This window comes from Pontibacter sp. HSC-14F20, assembly GCF_019599265.1.
In the GTDB taxonomy this organism is placed as follows: domain Bacteria; phylum Bacteroidota; class Bacteroidia; order Cytophagales; family Hymenobacteraceae; genus Pontibacter.
This window is the reverse complement of sequence record NZ_JAHZTC010000013.1, coordinates 135,531-146,722: the sequence shown is the minus strand read 5'-3', so window position 1 is coordinate 146,722 and position 11,192 is coordinate 135,531. Positions and strand designations below refer to the sequence as shown.

The following is an 11,192-nucleotide window of genomic DNA, read 5'->3' as shown; positions in this document are numbered from 1 at the left end:
TGGTTGACACGCTGGGCCTGTTGATCGTGCTCATCGTCCACCGGGCAGACGTTGCCGAGCGGCAGGGAGCCCAGTGGCTGCTGCGCAGGGCGGCAGCTAAGATGGCGGATTTCGGCCGTCTGAGGCTCTTTTTTGCCGACCAGGGCTACGGCGGGCTTGCCATGTGGGAGTGGGTGAAAAACACTTTCCGCCACCTGAACTGGAGGCTGGAGATAGTGAAGAAGATCCACAAGAAAGCCTTTGAAGCTTTACCGAAGCGATGGATAGTGGAGCGGACCTTCGGCTGGCTCAACCTTTACCGCAGGCTCTCCAAGGACTATGAGTACTCCACCAAATCGTCTGAGACGATGATAAAAGTGGCCATGATTCACATTATGCTTAACAAACTAAATAAAGGAAATTAAAACAGCCTCTTAGTATCAAAGTTTCCATTGATATATGTCCTGTACCCACTCTCATTGGTATAAATCATCACATCTTCCTTTACCACTTTTTCTACTTCGTCAATGAAATGCTGAAGTTCTGCCACTACTGTCTCTCTTTTGATGCCTCCAGGATTTCCCCACTCCTCTACGTCCAGCACCAAAGGTATGTCAAACTTCTTTCCTTTGATATGCTTTAAAAAATGCTTTGCCTGGTCCTTGCCACTCTTGTTAAACCTGAAAAAGTGATAAGCACCTATAGGGATCTCAGCACGGCGGGCATTGCTATAGTTTCGCTCGAAGCTCTGGTCTATAAAATTAGAGCCTTCCGTAGCCTTTACAAACACAAAGTCCACTCCTTGGTCTTTAATCTGAGTGAAGTCAATCTTGCCGGTGTGGTTAGAGACATCTATTCCTGTCACAGGGTACTTCGTCTTATCTATCGTAACTTCTGCTGTATTAGTTAAGAACAAGTAAGCAATAACTACAGCGGCGCACACAAATAAGAGTAAGCACAGTAGTATCCATTTATAAACCTTCTTCATTTTAATTTACAATTGTGCTGTAAGGTATAGGGTGAGCTTAAATCACCACCTATACCGAAAGAACTCCTTAGATGACTGTGATATGCAGCGTACCATTCCGTTCATACTTCACATAACACTTTCCTACTCTGCGCAACTGATAAAGGGCAGAACTAAAAGCTTTTAGTTGTGGCTTGTTGTCACCGAAAGCTGTATAGCTCACATCAAAGGTTTTTCCTTTTAAGTGGCTGCTGTTTTTAATGGAGTTGCTATTTTGGGTCATTAACTTTCCAACTGAAGCAACAGAGCGGGTGCCGCTTGAAATGGTGAAAGGGAAGTATGCTAACTCTCTTGCCTGGCATTCAATACTGTAAGTATAAGCTAGAGTATCAATAAATACCTGTGCCTTCGGCAACAAGTAAGGCTTAGAATAATTGAAGTCCCTAACAATGTAATATTGACTTGATCGGAGTTTTACTAAGGTTTCATTAGTTAAAAGCACTTCCAAACCAGTATCACTCGCTTGTGGCTGAATCCCTTCAGTTTGATACGCTTGCTCATGAACTGCAACATTATCATCAAACAGCATAGCACAATTTTTACAACTGCTATCGGAACCAATAAATCTACTTATGAACTTGGTCGCTACAAAGCTTATTTTCCTTTTAATCTGGAAACGGAATGGGAAAGCCAATAGGCTTGCGATAACAACAGCAAGGATAGTGAGTGAAAAAAATACCTGTACTTCCTCATATCTAAAGCTTTAGAGCTGTTACAGGGTGAAATTTCTCTACAAATTCCCCGCTGCCATCTTCATAGGTGCGCAAAACCTCAATTGTGGAGGCATCCTTTACAAGGATTTCCTTTGTCTTATCGCCAAAGTCACGATACTTCAACTTATACTGCTCCAGCAGGGTCTCGCTAGCCAAGTCAATGTTATAAAGGGTACCATTAACTGCTGCTAACATGTGATTATTTGTCAGCTTGTGAATAAACTTGTAGTCATATTCCCCTCCTGTTTGTAGTTCTAATTTTGTGGTAAGACCTTTTGAAGGATCAAGAAAGACTAAAAGCGTTTCTCCAGGTGCTTCCGCCCCGTAAGCCAGCTTCAGCACAACTTTGTTGTCTAGTTTCATCCACGATGGCTCGCAGTAAAAGTAATTTACCTCTTTTCCCGACTTTTGACGCATTCCCAAGTCATACTGCTTGCCACGGAAGGTTACCGTTTCACAAGCGCTATCCAGCACTAAGTTTTCTTTTTGTACTTCGTAGATGCTTTTGGTTTCACTGAAAGGAATGTCTTTGAATTCAGGAGTTGTAGCTTCCACAGCGCTAACTTGTTTTTCATTTGATTTATCAGTCGCACAGCCTGTTAGCAGTAGGAGTAGCAGCGATAGGAGGAATAAAGATTTCGATCTCATAAAAGGTGAAAAATATAGTAAATGAATAGTGTATTGATGTTATGAGTAACAAGTTGTTACAAGCTTAAAACAGACTTCCCTGTTCCGGCACCTGCTTTATTAAACTAGCGGACTTATTGGAAACAGAATTGACAAGTGCAGACACGGCATAACTTTTCATTTCTTTTGCCGGAAAAGGCAGCAAGAATTGCTGTAACATATTGTTACCTTTTGTTACACCCAACCAAACCGCTTCCTTTTCCGGAGTAAGCATCACCGGCATACGGTCGTGCGTTGGCTTAACCAGCTCATTTGCTTCCGTCGTAATAATGGTAAAAGTCCGCTGCAGCTCGCCTGTTTCCGTATCCGCCCATTCATCCCAGAGTCCGGCAAAAGTGAAGAGTTCTTCACATTTTAACAGGAAGCGGTAGGGTACTTTTCCGGAAGCTGTTTTCCGCCATTCATAAAACCCGTCTGCCGGAACCAGGCAGTGCCTGCGGCTGACTAGTTCACGAAAGCTAGGCTTTTCCAGCAGCGTTTCCGCACGGGCATTCGATGGGTTTATTTCCATGCTTACTGTCTTTTGACCAATGCGGTAGTAAGCCCCAGGAAAAGAGTTGTATCTTGTCCGGCTCATCTGCTGTTACAACAGGTAACAACTGCGAAGGAGCGGCGTTGTACTGTGCTTCTAGCTTATACTCCTCTAGCAGTCGGGATACCCGGGAAGCTTTGTTGTTTTTATCTTTTACCGTAATGGCTACGGAATACCTGCCGCACATCTATCTTAATTATTTGTTACGTTTTGTTACAAGTTGTAACACTCCTTATATTTATTCCGCTACTTAGTAAGTTGAGATCTTCAAGGCTACGCGTATTCCGTCTTCATGAAAGCTGATCGTATACCAACTAAAACCTGTATCATCATGTGAAAAGGAAGCGGAAAAGTCCGCCGCCTTTACTTTTCCGGCCAGTACTGTTCTGCTAAAATCCGGTGCAGCATTATCTTTTGAAAATTCCGGGTCTACACTGATTTGAGTTAGCAACTGCTGATACTCCGCTTTTGGCAGACGTATCAAACAATAGGCATCAAACTCATTTTCAACACCGCCTCCCTGTACTGTTTCATCATTTACTAGAAACCTGGCTGAGGGCGGAAAAGGTGACCGAGTATGATTTTCAAATTCCGCTTTATAGTAAGCGGTGTTCAAAGTGTTAGTGTGTCCTTTTGTGAGCATACTAAATGAAGCCAACAAGGAAACTAAAATAACTCCGATATAAGTAGCCAGTAAGGGAAATACCAGGGCAGCTACCGCTTTTACCAATTGCCTGGAATAAAGTAGATAGAGAACGGAAACTAGGATCAGTACAGCGGCTGCAAGTAACACATACCAATTGTAGCTGAGGCTAACTCCGGCAATCTCTAGTGCGACCAGGACAACAGTAACCCAAATGAAGAGAAGCTGCGGAATCCACCACTTGTGTATTAGTTTCATGTGGGTGTTGGTATTAAGTGAATGGAGAAGGCGGAAATAAATTAAGCATTCCGGTTACCTGTTACAAATTGTTACAGCCATACCTGGTGCTATAAATATAGCAAAACATTAATTTATTTGCACTACTTCTTACTCTCCGCATTCGAAAGTTTCCGCATAATTTCCGCAGTATTAACGGATAAATTTTCCGTCATCCGGTTTAATAATTTGTGCCTGTTATGTTATCAGAAGACCGGTAAAGAAAAAGTGCGTCACCTACTACGGAAAAGGCTGTTACAAAAGGTTACAGGCATATGAGCAGTGTAGAGAAATCCTTATCATACCGAAACCAATATCCGCACCCTAATCACGTAACTCCTATAGCGGGATATTCATGTGCAATACGATATGTGACCTAAACCAAATCATTGTTTAGCCCCTCTTTGTACCGAGACATAATGTTACATCCCAGTAAGTTGTCTTCATTGGGCACAAACACAATTTCAATACGAAACTAAGGCTGATTGGGCATGCTCATTTTGTAAAGTAATGCATCTGCTTTCAGATTAAAATTGGAAATAATGTTGAGTAAAGCCACAATGGCTCATTGTTGGATATAGACTCTTCACTGCTGAGGGTAGGAAAATCATATCTACAATATATCTTCAGGTATTACTTAGTTTAGTGAAATCCATACAAGAGACTGGGGTGCAGCATTTATGTTTCTGTAAAGAAGGCACGCAGCTACAACATAAATGGTAGTGCTATATTTTACAGATGTCCTAAATACATCATTTAGTTTGATCCTTATTTATCGGACCTGCTACTTTTTGTAGCTGTTGTTTATACAGGCACCTTAAATAGGTTGTAGCATCTTATAGCTATAGCTTTTAGAATATAGCTAAAATATGATTTAACTTTTTATTAGCTTAAATATTTCATTATCTTCAGCATTGATCTTCTTTGGCTCCTGCATCTGTCCAGGACTAAACAAACAACCTATAACTGTAACAAATGGAAACAACGCGCGATTTAAATACAGAGGAACCTGTATTGGAATCAAAAGAAATTCGATACTTCCAGAGAATCGTGTTGCTGGAAAATGAATTAAAGCGACTTCAAGCAAAAGGTCAGCCCTACCTAAATGAAATCGGCATACTACAGTCTGAACTGGATGAACAGAAATACCTCAACGGTGTTTTAACCAAATCGAAAGAGGAACTAAGGAAAGAGAACCTCCAATTGCGTCTAGATAATCAGAAACAAAAAGATATTGTCGAAAAACTACGCGAAAAGCTGGCTGCATCAAATGCCCTTCGTCAAGCAATTCTAGTAGACATGCGGCAATCTAGTGAGTGGCAACAGATGAATGCTAGCTTAAATCGTGCGCGGGAACAAATGGAGGCACAAAGAGAATCGATCAATACTTTACTAAGTCAGCTAAACAAATACCGTCAACTCTAATCAGCTCTAAAACAAGAACAGGATGCCGCTTAGCATCCTGTTCTTGTTTTAGCATGAGTGGGGACTATTGAATTAAAGGTGTTTTCTTTCGGAGTGGCTCTTGCTTCAACGTATTGTAGAGTAGCAAGCCTAAAACAAGTAGGGCTACAAAGCCGAGAAACAAAGTCAATCCAGAAAACCCAGTTTCACTCACTTCGAGAGGTTCAAACTCAACGTCTGCTAGCGTGAGTTCTATATCAAATTCTTCCATGGTCAGTTTCGTTTCTTGATCATAACATGTGACTTCTTTTCATCGGTATAGGCCCAGCCATAAGTGCCTGTCAGATGAAAAACTTTGTCTCCTTCCCTGCCACCTGTTAAGAAAATACCCGGGTAGAAGTTGTGAGCATTCCGCATTTCCGTTGGGAATGGAGTTTCAGAATAAGTTGTATAAAGCGCTGCTAGCACCTTGTCGTTGTGCAGTAGCTTTTGTAGAAAAGAAGCGAACGGTTCCTGTTTCCAGATGGCTCCAATCTCATCCTTTACTTGCTGTTGCAACGTTTCCAACTGCTGGGTTAGCTCAACCAAGCGCTCCTGCATCTTTTGGGAGGTCTTGCCTCTTAAGTTTCTGGTAAGCACATGAGCAACGTATTGTGACCTACTCATCTCCATGGAGGCCGCTCCTCTAAGTAACTGGGCATTGGTATAAGTATCAATGCGGCTGGCGATGGGTATAGTAGGGTCTGCTTTCTTTTTCATGGCACATAAATTTTAGGTCCTGTTACGAGCTCTATCTTCTTTAGCAACCGGCGATTGGGTCCACCTTCTGGAAAACTGATGATGTTATAGTGGGCAAGACGGGAATAGGATCGATCCCCATAATCCGGTAGTACCTGTTCTGGCGGATTGTTAGAAACCAGGATCGTTCTGATACTATACTGGTTGAAAGCTTTTTCCCTGTGGCAAAACATTTCGTCCATTACTTCTATCACTGTTCCTTTATGATTGACGGTCGGCTCCCATCCAACATCATCAATAAACAATTCTGGGGGAAGCCCATTCGTGTTGTGCATGCCTATGCCTAAACCATATTGATAGAGAGGTGTAAAGCCTGACTCCACCACCTTACCAGCTAGTATCTTTGCTTCTAGTTTTGTGAAGTTTCTAAACCTCCATAACTTGTCCATTATAGAGCTTTTACCACATCCCGTGGGTCCATGTAGGTAAAGATTCTTACCTGCATCAATTCCCATTTTTTCCATGGCCGCCACATCTCCTGAAAAGTAGGCTGCCAGCTGTTGAATAGGCGTGCGATTCCATTTATCTAACTGTATTCCATTAATAAGGTAAAAGTACAGCTGATTGGGATCTACCCAAGGGTATGGTTTAACCGCGCCCACCGACCCGCAGATGCGCCATGCGCCCTCGGCCAGCAGCGACGCCAGGTTGGTTGTGTCTGTTGTCATTTTTTTCGAATTGATCTATTTTAGAAATCCAGTTTTTGACACCAGCGCGCCAATCTTCCATTTTAGAACTTCCCATTTTCCAGCCTTTGGCAGAATAATAGTTGTGAAACTTTAGGGCTACATCTGCAGGTCGTATTGTTGGTGTAGTTTCTGAAAACAAGGAGGAAATGTAGTCTTTAACTTCTTCCACACTAGGCGTAGCCATTTTAGAAAATGAAGAAGAATTATCTACCACCACCGAGCGAGAGTTTAACTTCCTTTCTCTCTCTTCATTTCTGTTATCATTACTTTTATCATTCTTATTATATAGAGGAGGACACTTTTGTCCTTCCCCCGGAGCAGAATTGTCTCCCCCCTCTCCCACATTTGTCCCGGGTAGAGACAAAAAATAGATGTCTCTCCGATCACACTGCAAACGGTTGAACTCGATGCGGATAAAGCCTAGTTTTTCCAGCTTCTTAAGCCAGCGAGATATAGTCTTTGGACACCTGTTAAAGAGTTCGGCAAAGTACCGGTTCTTTGGCCAGCAGTGACCGTTACGCCCACACAGTAGTTTGATTTCTGCCAGTAGCAGCTTTTCATTTGCATTCAGAAGCTTATTAAATCGGAAAGAATAAGGAACGACTGAATTGTTTTTAGGAAGTTTTACCATTACCATTTCCCGCCTTTCTTGTTTACACGAAGGGTGGCTTCCTGATTAATCTCGTCCAGCGTACGTACGGTGTTCTGAGACATGTACGCATCACAAGCCGCGCGTTTGATGTAGATCCGCTTGCCATTGGGTTTACTGTGACGTAGCTTACGAGCAGAAATGAGTTTGTAAATTGCGTCTTCCGAGAGGTCTGTATAAAGCGCCGCTTCCGGGACAGTAAAATACTCCTTGTTGTACATCCCCTGCGACAGCAGGATGCACTTGATAGCAAGGAGCTCTTGTAATAGATTTTCCATAAAAGTACAATTTTAAAGGGTTAGAAAATAGGTTTACATAATTGATTCCGCAGAGAGAGAGGTAGTGGCCAGGGACACGTTCTTCCCACATCGTGATTGTCTAGCATTCGCCTTAAGAATAGAAAGCTTGCTTTTACAACAACATGCCCTGGGAAGTCCCTTTCTGAACAATTCAAAGGTATGTGAAAGCTTTTTCAAAACAGCGCCTTCCAATGCGCGTGAGCAGCATTGAGCAACATTGAGCAGCATTGAGCAACATTGAGCAACATCTCTTAAATATTGCCGCTTAAGTATCACTTACTTTTTCAAAATACTTCCCCTAGTCACAAACTTATTTATATCCTATTTTAACACATCCTGACTTAGCCTAGCCTGCTGTATGCCTGAAAATAAAAAAAGCCTAACCGAAGTATCGGTTAGGCTCACAAGTCAATGAGAAAAATAGCTGTTCTTTAAAACACAATCTCAGGCAGGTTATCTACTGCTTTTTCTTTCAGGGACTCTACCAGTCTGACATACTTTTGCGTTTCAACAAGGCTTGAGTGCCCAAGAAGGCCCGAAACAGAGCGCACATCCGCCCCCGTAATCAGCAGGTTGGTGCCAAACGAGTGGCGTGCGCAGTGCCAGGTTACTTTCTTATGAATTTCTGCTTTGTCTGCCCAATTTTGTAAATGCTTGCCACATGTGTTGCTTGAGGGAAGGTTAAAGATTTTCTGATTAACCGGACTGGTTTCTTTCACGGGTTCTTTACTGGCGTCTTTTCAAGCTTTTTTGCCTGTCACCTTCACTGTGGGTTTGGGCCGCTCTCCTAACAGCTTCATGGCTGTGGTGTTCAGGTTTACGACCACATCTTTGCTTGTCTTCTGCTGCTTTACCCGCATCACATTGCCCGAGATAGACTTCCATTCCAGCTCGTTCACATCGCAAAACCTAAGGCCTGTCACGCAGCTAAAGAGAAAGGCGCGCTTTACTTCTGGAAGGTAACACTCCACATTAGCCATTTTCTGTATCTCCTGTGTGGTCAGCACCGCTTTCTCAATTCCTTCTACATACCGGTTCTCTACATCTTCAGCCGGGTTCTGCCCGATGATGCCGTCTTTCATGGCTTGCTTTAAGACTTTGCGGAATTTTTTAAAGTAGTTATAGGGCGTAGAGCCTGAGCACGTCTGGTCCAGGTGCATGCGAAAGCGCTGGCATAACCGCACCGTCACATCTGAGAAGGGCAGCAGCTCCGGCTCGCCAATAAACTTTTTGAACTTGGTGGCCATGGCCTTGATCACCCGGGCATCCTTTTTAGGATAGGCTTCTGTGAATTCATCCAGGTACAAAAGAAAGTTAGCTTTGCGCTGCACCGACGCTTTTACGATCAGCGTGTTTTTAGATAGGTCCAATTCCCGCTCGGAGCGCATGCGTTCGGCCAGTAATTGATTATCTTTGTTTTGCTGCCGCTCCAGACTTGTTTTAGGAGTCTCGAGCAGGTGGATACCTAAGAAGTCGTACTTGCGTTTGCCGTTGTGGTTATAATCTAAATAAAGCGATTCGCCACCCGCTGGCAATTGACGGGCACGGAGCTTGACCAGCTTTCCTTTGACAAGCACACGGGTCTTGGAAGCCTTCTCAGGGGCTGTTGCAGTAGAGGGATTTGCCATTGTTATCGTTGGATTATTTTCAGTCTTTTTTGCAGACGATCAAACGTACCAAAAGCAATTGAGAGTAACAAAAAAGTAACAAAATATATTTTAACACCACCTTAAATGACCTAGCAACACCTAACACAAAGTGCATTTAAATGCTCCAGACAAGGTTTTTTAAGTTGTTGTTAGTTGTTTTTAGCATATTGTGTTTCCCTACGGACTACTACAGTAAAAAAGCCGCTTCATATCAGATGGAGCAGCTTTTTTATGTTATGCCAATGCTTAATAAGTTGATTTACGGTAACTTATTTCTTAGTTACTAATACATCGATACGCCGGTTCTGGGCACGGCCCTGCTCTGTGGTATTGTCTGCAACAGGGTGCTGCTCGCCATACCCTTCTGCGTCCAGACGGCTGGCATCTATACCTAATTTCTGAATAGCAGCCATCACAGCCTGTGCTCTTTCCTGCGAAAGTTTGAGGTTAGCCGCTGGTTGGCCTACATTATCAGTATAGCCTCCTATTTTAATGTTAACCTGTGGATAGGCTTTTAGTACCTTCGCGATATTGTCAATCTGCTCCTGCGATTCAGGTTTTATGCGGGCGCTACCGGTGTCAAAGTGCAAGCGATCGAAACTGAACCAGCTTGTTTTATCGGGCGCCTTATTCTCGTCCTCAATAAATGCAACCAGCTTACTTTCGATACCATTTGGAGGAATGTTAAGCACAACACCTCCCGGAATCTCCCTTTCTGTAAATGCAGCGTTCCCATCAACTGCCATGGCAGTATCTTCATCCGTCGTAACAGTTGTTTCTTGTGTGGTTACAGGCTCCGTAGTCACTGTATCAACATTTGTGTCCTTATCATCATCACAATTTCGGAGTCCGAACAAAACCAGCAGCAATGCTCCTATACCTAACAGCAAGGGCAAAAACCAGTTCGTTTTCCTGGCAGGTGCAGCAGCTGCAGGAGGCACTCTTTCGGCAGCAGGTGCCTGTACTGGTCGCTCAAATTTTGGTGCAGCTGCAGCAGCGGCGGCTCCTGCACCTCCTAAGCCCAGAATGCTACCTAAACCAGCAGGAAGCGCACTCATTATACTTGATTTCTGGCTGTTGAGGTAGCTGCTTAACCCGGCTTCGTCTAGTTCTTCATCGTGGGTCTTTTTTCCCAGAAAGCCTAACACTAAAGGAGCCAGATAACCAAGTATGGCAGACACCGATGTAGACTTTATACCAGCAAAATTACTGAGCGTATTGCTGACTCCTCCCAGGTTATTGCCAAATATCTCGGACAGGAACTGGTTACCGGCGGGCATAGTGCTTCCGGGAGCTCCCGGCATAGTGTTGGCAACATTTGATAATAACCCGCTGTCACTCCCCCGGATCAGGTTATAGATAGACCCCATGGCGCCCGGGTCGGACGTGCGGTTGACCAAACCACCTAACAAGGCAGGTAATATACCGCCAAACGCTTTTGCAGTTGCAGGCTCACTCTCGCCTAACTCGCTGCTGGTTCTTGATATGAGGTCCGGGGATATAAATCCGCGCAACGACTCGAGCAAATCTGCCATATATTTTTCATTTAAGTTTTACAAAAAACCAATCATTATATATACCAACTTCATCCTATTTAGTTGCAATACATTCCAAAGGCTACCTATTACAACTAATTCATTACCTGGTAATTAAGACTCAATAACTAATAATTGATCATATGCTGGGCACGGCTATACCTGTAACACAAATCATGTGAAAGTAAACGTCGGGAAAGGTATAGAGACTCCAGACACCCAAGCTATTTAAATGAAGCATTGTACCACTTTAATTCAATTAAGTCTGTTGAAGGAATGATGAGGTGCTTTTGGCAGTTCTTAGCGTGGCAG

16 protein-coding genes are annotated in these 11,192 nt (G+C 43.4%); 2 read left to right on the top strand and 14 right to left on the bottom strand.

Annotation, left to right across the window (positions count from 1 at the left end):
* A partial coding sequence (locus K3G39_RS13900) for a transposase (protein ID WP_220626770.1) occupies positions 1 to 404 on the top strand: 404 nt, incomplete at its 5' end.
* On the opposite strand, the gene K3G39_RS13895 is transcribed toward K3G39_RS13900, so the two are convergent.
* The 6 genes from K3G39_RS13895 to K3G39_RS13875 form a co-directional block, all read right to left on the bottom strand.
* Positions 401 to 844, bottom strand: coding sequence for a GH25 family lysozyme (locus K3G39_RS13895; protein WP_220626769.1), 444 nt, complete (start codon positions 842 to 844; stop codon positions 401 to 403). The two genes, K3G39_RS13900 and K3G39_RS13895, sit on opposite strands and share 4 nt — an antisense overlap.
* Positions 845 to 1,034: 190 nt before the next feature.
* Positions 1,035 to 1,535 (bottom strand): DUF5715 family protein, encoded by a 501-nt coding sequence (locus K3G39_RS13890; RefSeq protein WP_220626768.1) that lies wholly within the window; start codon positions 1,533 to 1,535, stop codon positions 1,035 to 1,037.
* 166 nt (positions 1,536 to 1,701) lie between these two features.
* Positions 1,702 to 2,274 (bottom strand): hypothetical protein, encoded by a 573-nt coding sequence (locus tag K3G39_RS13885; protein WP_220626767.1) that lies wholly within the window; start codon positions 2,272 to 2,274, stop codon positions 1,702 to 1,704.
* Positions 2,275 to 2,431: 157 nt separating this feature from the next.
* Positions 2,432 to 2,983, bottom strand: coding sequence for an SOS response-associated peptidase (locus K3G39_RS13880; RefSeq protein WP_255594342.1), 552 nt, complete (start codon positions 2,981 to 2,983; stop codon positions 2,432 to 2,434).
* Entirely contained in the window at positions 2,865 to 3,125 is a 261-nt protein-coding gene (locus K3G39_RS20930; RefSeq protein WP_255594341.1) for an SOS response-associated peptidase family protein, read from the bottom strand. Before K3G39_RS20930 ends, K3G39_RS13880 begins: the two co-directional genes overlap by 119 nt.
* A 63-nt stretch (positions 3,126 to 3,188) precedes the next feature.
* Positions 3,189 to 3,839 carry a hypothetical protein gene (locus K3G39_RS13875; protein ID WP_220626766.1) on the bottom strand — a complete coding sequence of 217 codons (651 nt, stop codon included), beginning with the start codon at positions 3,837 to 3,839 and terminating at the stop codon, positions 3,189 to 3,191.
* Between the two features lie 993 nt (positions 3,840 to 4,832).
* On the opposite strand from K3G39_RS13875, the gene K3G39_RS13870 reads away from it, so the two are divergent.
* Positions 4,833 to 5,282 (top strand): hypothetical protein, encoded by a 450-nt coding sequence (locus K3G39_RS13870; protein ID WP_220626765.1) that lies wholly within the window; start codon positions 4,833 to 4,835, stop codon positions 5,280 to 5,282.
* Positions 5,283 to 5,346: 64 nt separating this feature from the next.
* On the opposite strand, the gene K3G39_RS13865 is transcribed toward K3G39_RS13870, so the two are convergent.
* The 8 genes from K3G39_RS13865 to K3G39_RS13830 form a co-directional block, all read right to left on the bottom strand.
* Positions 5,347 to 5,532 (bottom strand): hypothetical protein, encoded by a 186-nt coding sequence (locus K3G39_RS13865; protein WP_220626764.1) that lies wholly within the window; start codon positions 5,530 to 5,532, stop codon positions 5,347 to 5,349.
* A 2-nt stretch (positions 5,533 to 5,534) separates the two neighbouring features.
* Positions 5,535 to 6,020, bottom strand: a complete 486-nt coding sequence (locus K3G39_RS13860; RefSeq protein WP_220626763.1) for a hypothetical protein — start codon at positions 6,018 to 6,020, stop codon at positions 5,535 to 5,537.
* Positions 6,017 to 6,727: a hypothetical protein gene (locus tag K3G39_RS13855; protein WP_220626762.1), complete on the bottom strand. Its 711-nt coding sequence runs from the start codon at positions 6,725 to 6,727 to the stop codon at positions 6,017 to 6,019. Before K3G39_RS13855 ends, K3G39_RS13860 begins: the two co-directional genes overlap by 4 nt.
* The gene (locus tag K3G39_RS13850; protein ID WP_220626761.1) at positions 6,648 to 7,379 is read right to left on the bottom strand and encodes a helix-turn-helix domain-containing protein; all 732 of its coding nucleotides are present in this window, start codon (positions 7,377 to 7,379) and stop codon (positions 6,648 to 6,650) included. The genes K3G39_RS13855 and K3G39_RS13850 overlap by 80 nt, the downstream gene beginning before the upstream one ends.
* The gene (locus tag K3G39_RS13845) at positions 7,379 to 7,675 is read right to left on the bottom strand and encodes a helix-turn-helix domain-containing protein (protein ID WP_220626760.1); all 297 of its coding nucleotides are present in this window, start codon (positions 7,673 to 7,675) and stop codon (positions 7,379 to 7,381) included. Before K3G39_RS13845 ends, K3G39_RS13850 begins: the two co-directional genes overlap by 1 nt.
* A gap of 452 nt (positions 7,676 to 8,127) precedes the next feature.
* Positions 8,128 to 8,415 (bottom strand): tyrosine-type recombinase/integrase, encoded by a 288-nt coding sequence (locus tag K3G39_RS13840; protein WP_220626759.1) that lies wholly within the window; start codon positions 8,413 to 8,415, stop codon positions 8,128 to 8,130.
* 21 nt (positions 8,416 to 8,436) lie between these two features.
* The gene (locus K3G39_RS13835; RefSeq protein ID WP_220626758.1) at positions 8,437 to 9,324 is read right to left on the bottom strand and encodes a site-specific integrase; all 888 of its coding nucleotides are present in this window, start codon (positions 9,322 to 9,324) and stop codon (positions 8,437 to 8,439) included.
* A 290-nt stretch (positions 9,325 to 9,614) separates the two neighbouring features.
* The gene (locus K3G39_RS13830; RefSeq protein ID WP_220626757.1) at positions 9,615 to 10,880 is read right to left on the bottom strand and encodes an OmpA family protein; all 1,266 of its coding nucleotides are present in this window, start codon (positions 10,878 to 10,880) and stop codon (positions 9,615 to 9,617) included.
* Positions 10,881 to 11,192: the final 312 nt, after the last annotated feature.

Coding starts and splice junctions, on each gene's coding strand:
- K3G39_RS13860 (WP_220626763.1), bottom strand. CDS start 6,020: ATGAAAAAGAAAGCAGACCCTACTATACCCATCGCCAGCCGCATTGAT.
- K3G39_RS20930 (WP_255594341.1), bottom strand. CDS start 3,125: ATGTGCGGCAGGTATTCCGTAGCCATTACGGTAAAAGATAAAAACAAC.
- K3G39_RS13870 (WP_220626765.1), top strand. CDS start 4,833: ATGGAAACAACGCGCGATTTAAATACAGAGGAACCTGTATTGGAATCA.
- K3G39_RS13850 (WP_220626761.1), bottom strand. CDS start 7,379: ATGGTAAAACTTCCTAAAAACAATTCAGTCGTTCCTTATTCTTTCCGA.
- K3G39_RS13890 (WP_220626768.1), bottom strand. CDS start 1,535: ATGCTGTTTGATGATAATGTTGCAGTTCATGAGCAAGCGTATCAAACT.
- K3G39_RS13865 (WP_220626764.1), bottom strand. CDS start 5,532: ATGGAAGAATTTGATATAGAACTCACGCTAGCAGACGTTGAGTTTGAA.
- K3G39_RS13835 (WP_220626758.1), bottom strand. CDS start 9,324: ATGGCAAATCCCTCTACTGCAACAGCCCCTGAGAAGGCTTCCAAGACC.
- K3G39_RS13880 (WP_255594342.1), bottom strand. CDS start 2,983: ATGAGCCGGACAAGATACAACTCTTTTCCTGGGGCTTACTACCGCATT.
- K3G39_RS13830 (WP_220626757.1), bottom strand. CDS start 10,880: ATGGCAGATTTGCTCGAGTCGTTGCGCGGATTTATATCCCCGGACCTC.
- K3G39_RS13875 (WP_220626766.1), bottom strand. CDS start 3,839: ATGAAACTAATACACAAGTGGTGGATTCCGCAGCTTCTCTTCATTTGG.
- K3G39_RS13845 (WP_220626760.1), bottom strand. CDS start 7,675: ATGGAAAATCTATTACAAGAGCTCCTTGCTATCAAGTGCATCCTGCTG.
- K3G39_RS13855 (WP_220626762.1), bottom strand. CDS start 6,727: ATGACAACAGACACAACCAACCTGGCGTCGCTGCTGGCCGAGGGCGCA.